The 17304-nt window shown below is 59.8% G+C and carries 15 protein-coding genes; 4 read left to right on the top strand and 11 right to left on the bottom strand.

Features of this window, described 5'->3' with window-relative positions:
* Positions 1–83: 83 nt before the first annotated feature.
* Entirely contained in the window at positions 84–1157 is a 1074-nt protein-coding gene (locus tag WA225_RS02145; protein ID WP_422606685.1) for a BMP family ABC transporter substrate-binding protein, read from the bottom strand.
* A 288-nt stretch (positions 1158–1445) separates the two neighbouring features.
* Here WA225_RS02145 and WA225_RS02140 point away from each other — a divergent pair, with 288 nt between their 5' ends.
* The gene (locus WA225_RS02140) at positions 1446–2537 is read left to right on the top strand and encodes a calcium:proton antiporter (protein WP_422606684.1); all 1092 of its coding nucleotides are present in this window, start codon (positions 1446–1448) and stop codon (positions 2535–2537) included.
* 122 nt (positions 2538–2659) lie between these two features.
* Here the strand turns inward: WA225_RS02140 and WA225_RS02135 are convergent, their stop codons facing one another.
* The 3 genes from WA225_RS02135 to WA225_RS02125 form a co-directional block, all read right to left on the bottom strand.
* Positions 2660–4018, bottom strand: coding sequence for an 8-oxoguanine deaminase (locus tag WA225_RS02135; RefSeq protein WP_422606683.1), 1359 nt, complete (start codon positions 4016–4018; stop codon positions 2660–2662).
* 254 nt (positions 4019–4272) lie between these two features.
* Entirely contained in the window at positions 4273–4959 is a 687-nt protein-coding gene (locus tag WA225_RS02130; protein WP_422606792.1) for an SDR family oxidoreductase, read from the bottom strand.
* A gap of 22 nt (positions 4960–4981) precedes the next feature.
* Positions 4982–5332 (bottom strand): MerR family transcriptional regulator, encoded by a 351-nt coding sequence (locus WA225_RS02125; RefSeq protein WP_422606682.1) that lies wholly within the window; start codon positions 5330–5332, stop codon positions 4982–4984.
* A gap of 83 nt (positions 5333–5415) precedes the next feature.
* On the opposite strand from WA225_RS02125, the gene WA225_RS02120 reads away from it, so the two are divergent.
* A complete protein-coding gene (locus WA225_RS02120) occupies positions 5416–5835 on the top strand; it encodes a hypothetical protein (protein ID WP_422606791.1) in 420 nt (139 codons plus the stop codon).
* A 73-nt stretch (positions 5836–5908) separates the two neighbouring features.
* Here the strand turns inward: WA225_RS02120 and WA225_RS02115 are convergent, their stop codons facing one another.
* The 7 genes from WA225_RS02115 to WA225_RS02085 all read right to left on the bottom strand — a co-directional run bounded on the left by WA225_RS02115 (position 5909) and on the right by WA225_RS02085 (position 13798).
* The gene (locus WA225_RS02115) at positions 5909–6835 is read right to left on the bottom strand and encodes an ABC transporter permease (RefSeq protein WP_422606681.1); all 927 of its coding nucleotides are present in this window, start codon (positions 6833–6835) and stop codon (positions 5909–5911) included.
* Positions 6835–7941 (bottom strand): ABC transporter permease, encoded by a 1107-nt coding sequence (locus WA225_RS02110; protein ID WP_422606680.1) that lies wholly within the window; start codon positions 7939–7941, stop codon positions 6835–6837. The genes WA225_RS02115 and WA225_RS02110 overlap by 1 nt, the downstream gene beginning before the upstream one ends.
* 13 nt (positions 7942–7954) lie before the next feature.
* Positions 7955–9502, bottom strand: a complete 1548-nt coding sequence (locus WA225_RS02105; protein ID WP_422606679.1) for an ABC transporter ATP-binding protein — start codon at positions 9500–9502, stop codon at positions 7955–7957.
* Positions 9503–10039: 537 nt separating this feature from the next.
* Positions 10040–10621 (bottom strand): IMPACT family protein, encoded by a 582-nt coding sequence (locus tag WA225_RS02100; RefSeq protein ID WP_422606678.1) that lies wholly within the window; start codon positions 10619–10621, stop codon positions 10040–10042.
* Between the two features lie 7 nt (positions 10622–10628).
* Complete coding sequence (locus tag WA225_RS02095) at positions 10629–11279, bottom strand: TetR/AcrR family transcriptional regulator (protein WP_422606677.1); 651 nt, start codon at positions 11277–11279, stop codon at positions 10629–10631.
* Positions 11280–11367: 88 nt separating this feature from the next.
* Positions 11368–12756 (bottom strand): uracil-xanthine permease family protein, encoded by a 1389-nt coding sequence (locus tag WA225_RS02090; RefSeq protein WP_422606676.1) that lies wholly within the window; start codon positions 12754–12756, stop codon positions 11368–11370.
* A 121-nt stretch (positions 12757–12877) separates the two neighbouring features.
* Positions 12878–13798, bottom strand: coding sequence for a LysR family transcriptional regulator (locus WA225_RS02085; RefSeq protein ID WP_422606675.1), 921 nt, complete (start codon positions 13796–13798; stop codon positions 12878–12880).
* A gap of 138 nt (positions 13799–13936) precedes the next feature.
* Here WA225_RS02085 and WA225_RS02080 point away from each other — a divergent pair, with 138 nt between their 5' ends.
* Positions 13937–15286, top strand: coding sequence for an aspartate aminotransferase family protein (locus WA225_RS02080; protein WP_422606674.1), 1350 nt, complete (start codon positions 13937–13939; stop codon positions 15284–15286).
* A 76-nt stretch (positions 15287–15362) separates the two neighbouring features.
* A complete protein-coding gene (locus WA225_RS02075; RefSeq protein ID WP_422606673.1) occupies positions 15363–16856 on the top strand; it encodes a CoA-acylating methylmalonate-semialdehyde dehydrogenase in 1494 nt (497 codons plus the stop codon).
* Positions 16857–17304 lie beyond the last annotated feature (448 nt).

The raw sequence follows: 17304 nt of genomic DNA, 5'->3' as shown, positions 1-17304 counted from the left end.
TCTGCGTCTGTTTTTGGCAGGGACGCGGAGCGTCCCGGGCGGCATTCCCACGCAGAGCGTGGGAACGATTCGGGTCAAATGGATTACTTCGGCATCTCGGCTTTCATGCCTTCAACGTAGTAGTTCATCGACGCCAGTTCCGCATTCGTCGCACTCACGCCCGCTGGGATTTTCTCGACCCCGGCCTGATCCTTGATCGGCCCGGTGAATGGCTGGAACGCACCACTCTTGATGTCAGCAATGATCTGCTCGGCTTCGGCTTTCACCGGCGCTGGCACCAGATCGCTGATCGGCAGTTCAATCGTGCCTTCCTTCAAACCGCCCCAGTAATCCTGCGACTTCCAGGTGTGATCCATCACGCTTTGCGTCGCCTGAATATAGTGCGGCGCCCAGTCGTTGACGATCGAGGTCAGCACCGCTTTCGGGCCGAAGTGCGCCATGTCCGAGGCGTAACCCACGGCGTACACACCACGGCGTTCAGCCGCCTGAATCGGCGCCGGGCTGTCGGTGTGCTGGAACACTACGTCGACGCCCTGATCGATCAGCGCGTTGGCCGCATCGGCTTCCTTGCCCGGGTCGAACCAGGAGTTGACCCACACCACTTTGATCTCGGTGCCGGGGTTGTATTTGTTCAACGCCAGTTGAATCGCGTTGATGTCGCGGATCACCTCGGGGATCGGAAACGAGGCGACGTAACCGATCTTCTTGGTCTTGGTCATCTTCGCCGCGAGGAAACCGCCGACGTAGCGACCCTCGTAAGTGCGCGCCAGATAGGTGCCGAGGTTCTTGTCTTGCTTGTAGCCGGTGGCGTGTTCGAAGGTCACCTTGGGAAATTGCTTGGCGACCTTCAGTGTCGGGTTCATGTAGCCGAAAGAGGTGGTGAAGATCAGGTCGTAGTTGTCCTTGGCCATGTTGCGGATGACCCGCTCGGCGTCGGCGCCTTCAGCGACGTTTTCCACGTAGTTGGTGGTGATCTGTGTACCGAGTTTCTCGGCGAGAGCCTTGCGCCCCTGCTCATGCTGATACGTCCAGCCGTGGTCACCGATCGGACCGATGTAGACGAAACCGACCTTCAGCGGATCGGCAGCGCTGGCGCTCAGGCTGATCCCCAGACCGAGGGCGGCGCACAGCAGTTTGTGCAGCGGACGTATTTGCATGAATTGGAGCTCCATTTTGTTGTGTGTGGTCAGGGCCAATGCAAATTGCTGACCAACAGGACAACAAACTCATTCGAAACCGCGGGGCGGCCTTCGCGAGCAAGCTCGCTCCCACCGGTGGACGCATTCCCATGTGGGAGCGAGCTTGCTCGCGAAGGGGCCGGCAGGGCCGATAAAAGTGCATGCCTGAAACCAGCTGCCATCGCTTGGTGCGCTAAGGTGTAACGAAACGTTAGCGCCGTCCCGCAGTCAGTAGCTCATTCGCACTCTTCGGCAAAAGGCCCGTCCATGCTCACCCTCCTCAAGCAAGAAAGTTTTCTGCTCCTGGCCGTCATCGCCGCGTGCGTCGCCTATCCGTTGGAACACTGGATGCTGCACAGCGGCCAGATCGTCGCGCTGACTGCCGGCCTGGTGCTGATCGCTTTCATCGTCGCCGCGTCGATGCGCGTCGCCCATCACGCCGAATTGCTCGCGGAAAAGGTCGGCGACCCTTACGGCACGATGATCCTCACGCTCGCGGCCGTGCTGGTCGAAGTGGTGATTCTGGCAATCATGATGAGCAACGAAGCGTCGCCCACGCTGGTGCGCGACACGATCTATTCCGCCGTGATGCTCGACATCAACGGCATCCTCGGCCTCGCCGCGCTGATGGGCGGGATCAAACACGGCGAACAGTCCTACAACGACGATTCCGCGCGCAGCTACAGCGTGATGATCCTCACCGCCATGGGCGTATCGATGGTGGTGCCGGAGTTTATTCCTGAGGCCAACTGGAAGATTTATTCGGCGTTCACCATCGGCGCGATGGTGGTGCTTTACGCGCTGTTTCTGCGCATGCAGGTCGGCCCGCACAGTTACTTTTTCAGCTACAGCTATCCGGACAAACGCCGCAAGAAAGAGCCGCAGGACGCACAGGCGAAAGCACCGAGCATCGGCCTGTCGATCGGCATTCTGGTGTTTGGCATTGTGGTGATCGGCGCACTGGCCGAAGTGATGTCGAAGACCCTCGATCTGGGCCTGGAAGGTACGGGCGCACCGCCGGTGATCACGGCGATTCTGGTGGCGGCGATCTCGGCGGCACCGGAGATTCTGACCGCGTTGCGTGCAGCGTTGGCCAACCGCATGCAGTCGGTGGTGAACATTGCGATGGGCGCGTCACTGTCGACGGTGATTCTGACGGTGCCGGTGATGGAGGCGATGGCGCTGTACACCGGCCAGCCGTTTCAGATGGCGATGACGCCGGTGCAGACGGTGATGATTTTCCTGACGTTGATCGTCAGTGCGATCAACCTCAATGACGGCGAGACCAATGCCATCGAAGGCATGACTCACTTCGTGCTGTTTGCGACCTTTATCATGCTGTCCCTGCTAGGCCTTTGATCTTGATCGTTCCCACGCTCCGCGTGGGAATGCCGCCATGGACGCTCTGCGTCCGCTGCTGGGACGCGGAGCGTCCCGTGATGCGTTCCCACGCAGAGCGTGGGAACGATCATCTGGCGGGATCAGGTCCCGGCGATCAACTGGCGAGCCGCTTGGCTGTGATCGGCGATCAGGCCTTTGAGATCGAGGCCTTCAACCTGGCCATCGACTACGCGCCACTTGCCACCAATCATCACCCGATCCGCACGATCCGCGCCGCACAACAGCAGCGCCGAAATCGGATCATGGCTGCCCGAGAAGCGCAGCTCATCGAGCTTGAACAACGCCAGATCCGCCTGCTTGCCCACGGCAATCTCACCGATATCGGTACGCCCCAGCAAGCTCGCCGAACCCTTGGTCGCCCAACCCAGCACGCGTTCCGGGGTGATCTTCTCGGCGCCGTAACGCAGACGCTGGATGTACAGCGCCTGACGCGCTTCGAGAATCATGTTCGACGCATCGTTCGACGCCGAGCCGTCGACGCCCAGACCAAACAACGCACCCGCGTCAGTCAGATCGATACTTGGGCAAATGCCCGAGGCCAGACGCATGTTCGAGCTCGGGCAATGGCAGATGCCGGTGCCGGCCTCGCCGAGACGCGCGATTTCGTCCGGGTTGAAGTGGATGCCGTGCGCCAGCCAGGTGCGCGGGCCGAGCCAGCCGACGCTGTCGAGATAATCGACAGTGCGCAGGCCGAAACGCTGCAGGCAGAAATCTTCTTCGTCGAGGGTTTCGGCCAAGTGCGTGTGCAGGCGTACGTCGAGTTTGTTGGCCAGTTCGGCGCTGGCCGACATGATTTCCGGGGTCACCGAGAACGGCGAGCACGGCGCCAGCGCGATCTGGATCTGCGCGCCGTCGCCACGCTCGTGGTACTCGTGAATCAGGCGCTGACTGTCGTCGAGAATCACCTGACCTTCCTGCACGGTCTGCTGTGGTGGCAGGCCGCCGTCCTTCTCGCCGAGGCTCATCGAACCGCGGGTGAGCATGGCGCGCATGCCCAGTTCGCGGACGCTTTCGACTTGTACGTCGATGGCGTTTTCCAGGCCGTCCGGGAACAGGTAGTGGTGGTCGGCAGCGGTGGTGCAGCCCGATAGCAGCAATTCAGCCAATGCCACTTTGGTCGCGAGTGCGAGTTTTTCCGGCGTCAGGCGCGCCCACACCGGGTACAGGGTTTTCAACCACGGAAACAACGGCTGATTGACCACTGGTGCCCAGGCGCGAGTCAGGGTTTGATAGAAGTGATGGTGAGTGTTGATCAGGCCCGGCAGGATCACATGCTCGCGGGCATCGAACACTGCATTGCACGGCGCCGACGGCTGTTGGCCGGCAGCTAGGACTTCGACGATGACACCGTCTTGCACGACAAGACCGCCACGGGCATCAAGCGCGTTGGAAGTGAAAATGGCGAGGGGGTTTTTTAACCAGGTACGGGTCGCGGGCATGTTGCCGGCTCCTCTGAAAATGGGGTTCAGGGTTGCCAGCTCAGTGATGCCCTGTCTGCTGATCCAGGGTCGCCGCGGGGACGAGGTGCGCAGTTTCAAACAAATTGTTGCATCGGGCAAGCCCAACCCGACAGGACAACACGGTCCCTTGTAGGCCTTCGCCTGCTCGCGATAGCGGTGGGCCACATACAAATGTTTCGACTGACACACCGCTATCGCGAGCAGGCGAAGGCCTACATGTGGATTCGTGGGGGTTACCAGGGGATCGTTTCACCCTTGTAGTTGATGAAGTGATGCCCGCCCTTGCCGGCGTACGCATTCACCTGATCAATCAACCCACGGGTGCTGGTCTCCACGTCAAGGTCAGCCCCTTCACCGCCCATGTCCGTCTTCACCCAACCCGGGTGCAGGGACAACACCGTCATCTTCTGCTCGCCCAATTGCGTTATGAAACTGTTGGTCATCGAATTCAGCGCAGCTTTGCTGGCCTTGTACAACGCCAGCTCCGGCGCGTCCGGCACCGTCACGCTGCCGAGCCCGGAACTCATGAACGCCAGCACGCCGCTGCCATCGCGAATCTGCCCGACAAAACGCTGGGCCAGATTGATTGGCGCCACCGCGTTGGTGAAAAACAGCTGACCGACCTCCGCCAGTGTCGCGCCGCCCGGGGTCTGATCGGCCGGGCCTTTGACCCCTGCGTTGACGAACAGCAGATCAAAGGTTTCACCCTTGAGTTGCTGACTCAAAGCGATCACCGCTTGCTGGTCGTCCATGTCGAGTTTCTCGATCCGCACTTTGCCCAGCGCTTGTAGCGCCTCAGCATTGGCAGGATTGCGCACGGTGGCGGTGACTTGCCAGCCGTCGGCCATCAGGGTGTTTACCAGACCGAGGCCCAGGCCCCGGGAGGCGCCGATGATCAGTGCGTGTTTTGCAGACATGATGGGCTTCCTTGATAAATGAGGATCATGGATTCAATGGACAGGCCTGACCGAGCCGAAGTTGCAACTCCTGACGCAGTGCGTCGAGCTCGCTCATGCGGGTTTCGATCAGTTGCAGTTTGTCGCGCAGCAACTGCGCCACGGCGTTGTCCGGATCGGGTGCGTTCCACAGCGCCGCGACGCTGTTGCCGATCTCGCCGAGGGTAAATCCCAGGCGTTGCGCAGTTTTGATATAGAGCACCAGTTGCAGCATCTCCGGCGGATAGTCGCGGTAACCGTTGGCACTGCGTTGCGCCGCGATCAACCCGCGCTGCTCGTAGAAACGCAGGGTGTCGCGGCTGACGGCGCTGGCCTGGGCTAATTCACCGATGCGCATGGCGGATCTCAAAAGGGCTATTGACCCTGGAGCATACTCCAGGCTTTACCGTGCGTGCTCCCTGAATTTCTGGAGCATGGATGATGTGGACTTCAACGCATTATCGCCACGTGGTGCGCGGCAGCGCCTGGTATGACTTGATCGTCACGGCAGCGTTTGCCACGCCGTGGAGTTTTGCGCTTGTGCATGGATTGTTGAGCGCACTGGATTTGCCCGGCGAGCTGCCGGTGTTTCAGCCTGTGCATATGTTGATGGCAAATCTGTTGGGGTCGGTGGTGTGTGTTTGGGCGGTGCTGCGGATTCGCGATCCGCAGGCGCTTTATGGAAGGTATGACGCGGTGGCGCGGTTTTTGTTTGCGGCTTGGCAGGCGTACGCGTTGTTGCACGGCGCCAGTTCGATTCTGATTGTTTTCCTGGTCTTCGAACTGGCGTGGGGCATTGCTCAGGTGTTGCCTGTCAGGGCTTCATCGCTGGCAAGCCAGCTCCCACAGGTTCAGTGTTGATCACGGATTTTGTGCACGACATAGACACTGTGGGAGCTGGCTTGCCAGCGATGGGGCCATTGAAATCACCGCATCAATGTCCCGCCTGCCAAGGCTGCCCCAGCGACACCGGCGCATACAACCGTGTGCGCAACGCATCGCGCGACAACAGCACCAACACCACAATCGTCGCCACATACGGCAGCATCGCCAGCAGACTCGACGGAATCGCCAGCCCCAACCCCTGCGCCACCAGGTGCAGGATGCTGGCGAGGCCAAACAGATACGCCCCGAGCAACAACCGCCACACCCGCCAACTGGCAAACACCACCAGCGCCAGCGCAATCCAGCCACGTCCGGCGGTCATGTTTTCCGCCCACATCGGCGTGTACGCCAGCGACAGATAGGCCCCGGCCAACCCGGCCATTGCCCCGCCAAACAGCACCGCCAAGGTACGCACGGTCAACACCGGCAAGCCCATCGCGCTGGCCGCATCCGGATTTTCTCCGACCGCTTGAATGATCAGCCCGACACGACTTTTGATGATCACCCACGCCACCAGCGCAAACAGCGCGAACGACAGATACACCAGCAAATCCTGCGCGAACAACATCCGCCCAATCAGCGGAATCTCACTCAGATAAGGAATCGCCAACGGCTCAAAACCGGCCAGTGGTTTGCCCACCCAGGCCGCGCCGACAAAGGTCGACAGCCCGACACCAAAAATCGTCAGCGCCAACCCGGTCGCCACCTGATTGGCGTTGAACACCAACGCCACCAGCGCAAACAGTGACGACAACAGCATTCCGGCGAGCATCGCCAGCAACACGCCCAGCCACAGGTTGCCGCTGCTCAGCGCGACGATAAAACCGATCACCGCGCCAAACAGCATCATCCCTTCCTGCCCAAGATTGAGCACGCCGCTCTTCTCGCAAATCAGTTCACCCAGTGCCACCAGCAACAGCGGCGTGCCGCAACGCACCATGGCGTAGAAAATATTGCTCAACAGATCGATATCCATCACAGCGCTCCGGCGGTTACGGCGGTGGTCGACGTGCGCTTCACCCAGCGCAGATTCAGGCGTGGCCGATAGAGGATCAGCACGTCACAGGCGAGCAGGAAAAACAGCATCATTCCCTGAAACAACTGGGTGATCGCCTGCGGCAGGTTCATCGTCATTTGCGCGCTCTCGCCACCGATGTACAGCAGCGCCATCAACAGGCTGGAAAACAGAATCCCGAGCGGATTCAGGCGCCCGAGAAACGCCACGGTAATCGCCGCATAGCCGTAACCCGGCGAAACCTGCGGCACCAATTGGCCAATCGGCCCGGTGACTTCGCAGACACCGGCAAGCCCGGCCAAGCCGCCGCTGATCAACAGCGCCAGCCAGATCAAACGCTTCTCGCGAAAGCCGACAAACCCTGCCGCACGCTTATCCAAGCCAAGCACTTTGATCTGGAAACCGATAAAACTTTTCTGCAACAACACCCAAACCGCGACCAGTGCGAGCAGGGCGAAATACACCCCGGCATGCACGCGGCCGTCCTCCATCAACAGCGGTAAACGGCTGGCGTCGCCGAACATTGCCGACTCGGGAAAGTTGAACCCGGCCGGATCCTTCAGCGGTCCATGCACGCAGAACAGCAACAAATTCAGCGCGATGTAATTGAGCATGATGCTGGTGAGGATTTCGTTGGCGTTGAAGCGCGTGCGCAACCACGCGGTCAGCCCGGCCCACGCCGCGCCGGCGAGGGTGCCAGTCAGCAAAATCAACACCAGCGCCCAACGGCTTTGCATATCGATGATATTCACCGCCAACGCACTGCCGGCGAGCGCGCCGAGGAGCAATTGCCCTTCAGCGCCGATGTTCCAGATCCGCGCCTGATACGCCACCGCCAGACCCAACGCGCAGAGCAGAATCGGCAGCGCCTTGACCAGTAATTCGGAGACGCCATACAAGTCGCTGACCGGCGCGATCAGCAGCGTGTGCAGGGTTTGCAGTGGGTCGTGGCCGAGGGCGATAAACAACAGCGAGCCGCAACCGAGCGTCAGCGCCGCCGCCAATAACGGCGAGCACCACAGCATCACGCGCGATTGCTGGCCACGGGGTTCGAGGGAAAGCAGCATGTTTGAAACTCCGTTAAACCGTGGCGGCGGAAGGTGGGTTGTCGAACTGGCCGGCCATCCAGCCGCCGACGTCGCTGAGTTGCGTGTCGCCGGTGTTGTGCAGCGCTGACAGACGTCCACCGCACAAGGCGCCGAGGCGGTCGCTGATCTGGAACAGTTCGTCGAGGTCTTCGGAAATCACCAGAATCGCCGCGCCGGCATCGCGCAACGCAATCAGCGCGCGGTGGATGGTCGCAGCGGCGCCGACGTCGACGCCCCAGGTCGGGTGCGCGGCGATCAGCAGTTTTGGTCGCTGAAGGATTTCCCGGCCGAGGATGAATTTCTGCAGATTGCCGCCGGACAAACTGCGCGCGGCGGTTTGCGTGCCCGGGGTTTTCACGCCGAAGCGCTGAATGATCTGTTGGGCGAGGGCTTCGACTTTGCCGCGCTCGATCAAACCGTGGCTGACCAAGCCTTGCTGGAAAGCGCTGAGCAGGGCGTTATCGGCCAGGCTCAATTCCGGCACTGCACCATGACCGAGACGCTCGGCAGGCACGAACGCCAGACCCAGTTTGCGTCGCGCATCCGGGCGTAAATCAGCAACGTGTTGCTCCGCAAATCGGATGGTTGCGGCTTCGGCCCCAGGCAAGGTCTGTTCGCCGCTGAGCAGGGCCAGCAACTCATCCTGACCATTACCGGCAACGCCGGCGATGCCAACGATTTCACCGCTGCGCACCTGCACATCGATGTCACTCAGCGAGCAGCCAAACGGATCCGGGTTGTGCCAGCTCAAGCCGTTCACCTGCAAAAACGCCGCGCCGCCACTGACCTTCGGGTAATCGCCAATCAACGCCGCCGCTTCGCCGACCATCAACTGCGCCAATTGTTGGTCCGAACATTCAGCCGGCCGGCAATGCCCGGCGACTCGCCCGCCGCGCAGTACTGTCGCGCTGTGACACAACGCGCGCACTTCACCAAGCTTGTGGCTGATAAACAGAATGCTGCAGCCCTCGGCAGCGAGACGGCGCAGGGTGATGAACAGTTCATCGGCCTCCTGCGGCGTCAGCACCGAAGTCGGTTCGTCGAGAATCAGCAGACGAATGTCCTGCATCAGGCAACGAATGATCTCCACGCGCTGCCGCTCGCCGATCGACAGGCTGTGGACAAGTCGCTCTGGCTCCAGCGCCATGCCATAGCGGCGCGACACTTCGCGAATCTTCGGTTCCAGGTGTTTCGGCGTACCGGCCGCCGCGCCCATCGCCAGGGCAATGTTCTGCGCCACGCTGAGGGTTTCGAACAACGAAAAATGCTGGAACACCATACCGATGCCCAACTGCCGCGCCTGTGCCGGGTTACGGATACTGACCCGTTGACCTTGCCAGAGCATCTCGCCCGAATCGGCTTGGGTGACGCCGTAGATGATCTTCATCAGCGTGCTTTTGCCCGCGCCGTTTTCGCCGAGCAGGGCATGGATTTCCCCGGGGGCGATGCACAGGTCAATGGCGTCATTGGCCAGACAACCGGGGTAGCGTTTGCTGATATGGCGCAGTTGCAGGCGCGGGGTTGCGGGAGCGATTGGCATGACAGGCTCGACTTGCTTGGAGTTGTGCCTGTGGATAAAGCAATTTCCTGGCCATTGAGTCAGGAACCCGGGCGGGCTGCGTGTGCGGACGTCTGTTGCAGAGCATCGCATTGCTCATCAGGCGTAGGCGCGGCACCAAATCAGAGCAAAGCCGTTGATCGGGCTCCAGTTTTGCCCGCTGGCAACTGATCAAAAAACGAGCAAACCCGTGGGAGCCAGACAGAACCTGCGACTGCGGCGGTCATAAACGGCTTATCCACAGGTTGCTCCACAGTTATTGTGTGCAAGCCGAATCGCCGGGCATAAGCACTGTGGTGCTTTCTTCTAATGGTGCTAAACGTCGCTAACTGATTGTTTCTCTTTGAAATTTACGTTTCGTCGGGCGAATTGAACGAAAAGTGAACAAACCGCGCAAAGCCACGTGACAGAAGGGTTACAGCGGTATGTACTCAGGTTATCCACAGTCGGGTGCACAGCAGATGTGGGCAACTCGCGGGAATAAGCCTGTCGAGTCATGCCCTAAAAGATCGCAGCGCCTCAGCGCTGGAGCAAAATCCGCCCACGACTCAAATCGGCCAGCTGACTTTGCAGCAAATCGACGTGCGCAGCGCCTACCGCCAACTGCAATTCGACGCCGTTTGCCGTGAAGTTTTCCGCCATCACCAAGCCCCCGAGATCGGCCACGCGCAACTTCACCAACGCCAATTCGGCAAACCCACAGGCGCAACGCAACGGCACCCGGCTGATCAGCTCAAGCTTGGCCGCTGTTTGCAGGCATTTGTTCGCGCCACCGCCATAGGCTCGGGCCAAACCGCCGGTCCCGAGTTGGATGCCGCCGTACCAACGGATCACCAACACCGCGACCTGGTCGCAATCCTGCGCTTCAATGGCCGCCAGAATCGGACGTCCTGCGGTGCCGCCAGGCTCGCCATCATCATTGCTGCGATATTGATCGCCGAGTTTCCACGCCCAGCAGTTGTGCGAGGCATTCAAGTCACTGTGCTGTTCGAAGAACGCCTGGGCATCGGCAGGGCTGCCGATCGGCGTGGCGAAGGTGATAAAGCGGCTTTTGCGAATCTCTTCGCGGTACTCGCAAAAACCGCTGAGGGTGAAAGGCATAAACGTCTTATAGAGGAGGAGTGAGGCCGCAGCCTTTGAGAATGATGCGGATCAGGTTGTTGCCGGCGTCTTCCATGTCCTGCTTGGTCAACTTGCTGCGACCGCTGACGCGACAGATCTGCGTGGCGAAGTCGGCGTAGTGCTGGGTGCTGCCCCACAACAGGAAGATCAGGTGCACCGGATCGACCGCGTCCATTTTGCCCGCATCGATCCACGCCTGAAACACCGCCGCGCGGCCAGTGAACCAGGCGCGGTAATCCTGATTGAAATATTCGGTCAGGCATTCGCCGCCGCTGATCACTTCCATCGCGAAGATCCGCGAGGCTTGCGGCTGGCGACGGGAGAATTCCATCTTGGCGCGAATGTAGCGGGTCAGCGCTTCGGCTGGATCGTCCTCGGGCGTGAGGGTGTTGAAGGTGCTGTCCCACAGCTCGATGATGTTGCTCAGCACCGCCACGTACAAACCGAGTTTGTTGGTGAAGTAGTAATGCAGGTTCGCCTTGGGCAACCCGGCATTCTGCGCGATGGTGTTCATGCTGGTGCCTTTGTACCCGTGACGGGCGAACTCGTCTTCGGCGGCTTTGAGGATGGTCTCTTCGTTCTTCTGACGAATGCGGCTGGCAGGTTTGCCGCCATGCGCGGGGACTTCAAAGGTCATAGGCACTTCCGGGTTTGTCTGTGGGTGCTACCAGTTGCGTTGATAGCGCACCCACAGGCATCCGACAAGTCCTGAAACGATAAAACCGTTACGCCTGTTCGATCTTGTTCAGCGGCGTGTGCACTTCAGCGGCTTCGGTTTTCGTCTCCGGCAACAGCAGACAGAGGATGATCGCAGTCAGGCCACCGCTGGTGATCGCCGAGTCGAACAGGTTCTGCACCAGTTTCGGCAAAAGGTGCAGCAGGTTGGGTTGCGCGGCAATGCCCAGGCCGACGCCGAACGAAGTGGCGATGATCAACATGCTGCGCCGATCCAGCGACGACTGCGCGAGGATGCGCACGCCGGCAGCGGCCACCGCGCCGAACATCACCAGGGTCGCACCGCCGAGCACCGGTTTCGGGATTTGTTGCAGCACCGCGCCGATCATTGGAAACAGACCGAGGCAAAACAGGATCGCGCCGATGTACAGCCCGACGTAGCGGCTGGCGACGCCGGTCAACTGGATCACGCCATTGTTTTGCGCGAACGTGGTGTTGGGGAAAGCACTGAAGGTGGCGGCGATCATGCAACTGACGCCGTCACCGAGTACTCCACCACGCAAGCGGCTTATATAAGAAGGCCCGCTGATCGGTTGGCGAGCGAGCATGCAGTTGGCGGTGAGGTCGCCGACGGTTTCGATGGTGCTGATCAGATAAATCAGCGCGACCGGCAGGAACGCCGTCCAGTCGAAGCTGAAGCCAAACCTGAACGGTGTCGGAAAGTTCACCAGCGGCAAGTCCGGCAATGGCTGCGGCACCAGTTTCCCACTGAACCATGCGGCCAGACTGCCGAGCAGCAAACCAATGATGATCGCCGACAAGCGCACCCATGGCGTATTGGAGCGGTTGAGCAGAATGATCGTCAGCAACACGAACACGCCGAGTGCCAGATTGCCCGGCGCACCGAAGTCCGGCGCATTGAAGCCCCCGCCCAGATCGGTGATGCCGACCTTGATCAGGCTGATACCGATGAGGGTGATGACGATCCCGGTCACCAGCGGCGTGACGACTCGACGCAATTGACCGATGAAGCGGCTGAGGACGATCTGCACCACCGCACCGAAGAAACATACGCCGAAAATCATCGCCAGAATGTCTTCCGGGCTGCCGCCACGTTGCTTGACCAGAAAACCGGCCGACAGCACCGCGCCGAGAAAGGCGAAACTGGTGCCTTGCAGACAAATCATTCCTGCGCCAATCCCGAACGGCCGCCGCGCCTGAATAAAGGTGCCGACGCCCGAAACCATCAACGCCATGCTGATCAGGTACGGTAAATAAGCGGTCAGCCCAAGGGCCGAACCGATCACCAGCGGTGGAGTGATAATGCCGACGAAACTGGCGAGCACGTGTTGCAGCGCCGCTAGAGTTGCGGCGAGTGGTTTGGGGCGGTCGTTGAGGCCGTAGATCAGGTCGCTGGACGGTGCGGAATCTGGCTGCATGGCTTAAGGCTTCTTGTTGAAGGATCGGGGTTGATCCTGCTTTGCAAAAAGCTGTCCACTTGCTCAGGTTATTCGCCGATTTTGTCGTCAGGGCCCAACGCGGCTGGGCCTTGAAGCGTACTCAACGTGTCGCCGCGAGGCTTTCGAGAAAGCTTTCCAGCACCAAATGAGGGCGGCGGCCCTTGCGCGTGACCGATGCGAGGCTCAGGTCATAGAAACGCGTTGTGGCTTTCAGCGCCCGCAAGCGTCCTTGTTGCACCCAGAGGCTGGCGTAATGATCCGGCAGATAACCGATGTAACGCCCGGTCAGAATCAAAAACGCCATGCCCTCACGGTCAGAAGCACTGGCCGTGCAATTGAGCGCCTGGTAATGCGCCTGAATATCCGCCGGCAAACGAAACGTCGGCGCAATCGCGTCCTGACTGTTCAGGCGTTCATCATCCAGTTGCTTGTCATCAACATAAAACAGCGGATGCCCCACCGCGCAATAAAGCAGCGAACGCTCGCTGTACAGCGGCTGATATTCCAGTCCCGACAACGCACTGGCCTGCGGCACCACGCCGACATGCAGGCGCCCGTCGAGCACACCTTGCTCGACTTCGTTCGGCGCAATCATGCGAATCTGAATCTGCACATCCGGCCCGCGCTCCTTCAACTGCGCGAGGGCGTGGGTAATGCGCATGTGGGGGAGGGTGACGAGGTTATCGGTCAGGCCGATGATCAACTCGCCACGTAAATGCTGGTGCAGGCCGTTGACCTCGGTGCGAAAGCTTTCCAGCGCACTTAAAAGCTGCAGCGCCGATTGATAGACCTCGCGACCTTCTTCGGTCAGCGAAAACCCCGCGCGACCGCGCTGACACAAACGCAAACCGAGACGCTGCTCCAGATCGCTCATCTGCTGGCTGATCGCCGAGCGACCGATGCCGAGCACGGTTTCCGCTGCCGAGAAGCCACCGCATTCCACCACGCTGCGAAAAATCCGCAGCAAGCGGATATCAAAGTCACTGACCTGGGCCAGCGGATCGGGGCGACGGCTGCTCATCTTATTGTTCTCATTGTTTAGCAAAGTTCTAACTGAAGGTTAGAAGAGTTGAATTTCACCGACTTTATCCGCGTGGCAATTTAGCTGCAACAACGCTTTTTATCTCCCTGACGCTTATGCCCTGCGAGGTTTTGCCCGATGAACATGCCTGAAAACGCTCAGTCGCCACTGGCCAGCCAACTGAAGCTGGACGCGCACTGGATGCCGTACACCGCCAACCGTAACTTCCAGCGCGATCCGCGTTTGATCGTTGGCGCCGAAGGCAGCTGGCTGATCGACGACAAGGGCCGCCGGGTATATGACTCGCTGTCGGGTTTGTGGACCTGCGGCGCTGGCCACACCCGCAAGGAAATTCAGGAAGCGGTCTCGAAACAGTTGGGCACCCTCGATTACTCGCCGGGCTTCCAGTACGGCCACCCGTTGTCGTTCCAGCTGGCCGAGAAAATCACCGAGCTGACCCCGGGCAACTTGAACCATGTGTTCTTCACTGACTCCGGTTCCGAGTGCGCCGATACCGCCGTGAAAATGGTCCGTGCCTACTGGCGCCTGAAAGGTCAGGCGACCAAAACCAAAATGATCGGCCGTGCCCGTGGTTACCATGGCGTGAACATCGCCGGCACCAGTCTCGGCGGCGTCAACGGCAACCGCAAGCTGTTCGGTCAATCGATGATGGACGTCGATCACCTGCCGCACACCTTGCTGGCTAGCAATGCATTCTCCCGTGGCATGCCAGAGCAGGGCGGCATCGCTTTGGCCGATGAGCTGCTGAAACTGATTGAGCTGCATGATGCTTCGAACATCGCCGCAGTATTCGTTGAGCCTATGGCCGGTTCCGCTGGCGTACTGGTGCCGCCGCAGGGTTACCTGAAGCGTCTGCGCGAAATTTGCGATCAGCACAGCATTCTGTTGGTGTTCGACGAAGTGATCACCGGTTTTGGTCGTACCGGCAACATGTTCGGTGCCGACACCTTTGGCGTCACCCCGGATCTGATGTGCATCGCCAAGCAAGTCACCAACGGCGCGATTCCGATGGGCGCGGTGATTGCCAGCTCCGAGATCTACCAGACGTTCATGAATCAGCCGACGCCGGAATACGCCGTCGAATTCCCGCACGGTTACACCTACTCGGCGCACCCGGTGGCTTGCGCTGCTGGCCTGGCAGCTCTCGATCTGCTGCAAAAGGAGAACTTGGTGCAGAGCGTTGCAGAAGTCGCCCCGCATTTTGAAAACGCCCTGCATGGCCTGAAAGGTTCGAAGAACGTTATCGACATCCGCAACTTCGGTCTGGCCGGTGCGATCCAGATTGCCGGTCGTGACGGTGACGCCATCGTGCGTCCGTTCGAAGCGGGCATGGCCCTGTGGAAAGCCGGGTTCTACGTGCGCTTTGGCGGCGACACCTTGCAGTTCGGCCCAACGTTCAACAGCAAGCCGCAAGACCTCGATCGACTGTTCGACGCGGTCGGCGAAGTGCTGAACAAGCTCGACTGATTTTTCCTTCTATATAGCTATGCAAATAGCAGGCGCCTGTTGCGGGCGTCTGCGCACAAGAATTCAGGAGTTTTCGATGAGCGTTATCCCGCATTTGATCAATGGCGAACTGGTGACCGAGACCGGTCGCGCGGTTGATGTGTTCAACCCATCCACCGGTCAGGCTATCCACAAGCTGCCACTGGCCAGCCAGGCAACCATCCAGAAAGCCATCGATGCCGCCAAGGCTGCGTTCCCGGCCTGGCGCAACACGCCGCCGGCCAAACGCGCCCAGGTGATGTTCCGCTTCAAGCAATTGCTGGAGCAGAACGAGGCGCGTATCTCGCAACTGATCAGTGAAGAACACGGCAAGACTCTGGAAGACGCTGCCGGTGAACTGAAGCGCGGCATCGAGAACGTCGAGTTTGCCTGCGCCGCGCCAGAAATCCTCAAGGGCGAGTACAGCCGCAACGTCGGTCCGAACATCGACGCATGGTCGGACTTCCAGCCACTGGGTATCGTTGCCGGTATCACCCCGTTCAACTTCCCGGCCATGGTGCCGCTGTGGATGTATCCACTGGCGATCGTCTGCGGCAACTGCTTCATCCTCAAGCCGTCCGAGCGTGACCCAAGCTCGACACTCCTGATCGCTCAGCTGCTGCTGGAAGCCGGTCTGCCGAAAGGCGTGATGAGCGTGGTGCACGGTGACAAGACAGCGGTGGATGCGCTGATCGAAGCGCCGGAAGTCAAAGCGCTGAGCTTCGTTGGCTCGACGCCGATTGCCGAGTACATCTATGCCGAAGGTACCAAGCGCGGCAAACGCGTACAGGCACTGGGTGGCGCGAAGAACCACGCGGTGCTGATGCCGGATGCCGATCTGGACAACGCGGTGAGCGCACTGATGGGCGCGGCGTACGGTTCGTGCGGCGAGCGCTGCATGGCGATTTCGGTTGCCGTGTGTGTGGGCGACCAGGTGGCGGATGCCTTGGTAGCGAAACTGGTGCCACAGATTCAGGCGCTGAAAATCGGTGCCGGCACTTCGTGCGGTCTGGACATGGGCCCACTGGTCACCGGTCAGGCGCGCGACAAGGTCAGCGGTTACGTTGATGACGGCGTGGCAGCGGGCGCGACCCTGGTGGTCGACGGTCGTGGTTTCAGCGTGGCCGGTCATGAAGAAGGCTTCTTCCTCGGTGGCTGCCTGTTCGACAACGTCACCCCTGAGATGCGTATCTATAAAGAAGAGATCTTCGGGCCAGTGCTGTGCATCGTTCGCGTGAACAGCCTGGAGGAGGCAATGCAGTTGATCAACGATCACGAATACGGCAACGGCACCTGCATCTTCACCCGTGACGGTGAAGCAGCGCGTCTGTTCTGCGACGAGATCGAAGTCGGCATGGTCGGCGTCAACGTGCCGCTGCCGGTACCGGTGGCCTACCACAGCTTCGGCGGCTGGAAGCGTTCACTGTTTGGTGACCTGCACGCTTATGGTCCGGATGGTGTGCGCTTCTATACCCGTCGCAAGGCGATCACCCAGCGCTGGCCGCAGCGTGCGAGCCATGAGGCTTCGCAGTTCGCCTTCCCTAGCTTGTAAGTAGAAGGGGATTACAGAGAAGGCCGACCTCATTGGGGTCGGCCTTCGTGTTTTCGGGGTTTTTTGACCGATGTGACAGAATTATGAAAATAGGTGTTGACGGCAGATCTCAGGTGTCTATAATTCGCCCCACTTCCGGCGCAGTCGAAACGGAAAACTCCTTGAGATTCAATGAGTTATGTAGGTTTCGGCGGTGGGTTGCTTCAGTTCATCGAAGCCGAAAGGAAGTTGAAAAAGAGGTGTTGACAGCAGCGTGTAACGCTGTAGAATTCGCCTCCCGCTGATGAGAGATCTGAAGCGCAAGTGGTTGAAGTTGTTGAAGAATTCTTCGAAAACTTCTGAAAATAATCACTTGACAGCAAATGAGGCTGCTGTAGAATGCGCGCCTCGGTTGAGACGAAAGATCTTAACCAACCGCTCTTTAACAACTGAATCAAGCAATTCGTGT

It is taken from the genome of Pseudomonas sp. (genome assembly GCF_049300855.1).
Taxonomy (GTDB): Bacteria; Pseudomonadota; Gammaproteobacteria; order Pseudomonadales; family Pseudomonadaceae; genus Aquipseudomonas.
Note: the sequence above shows the minus strand (reverse complement) of the source record. Positions and strands in the feature narration are given on the sequence as shown.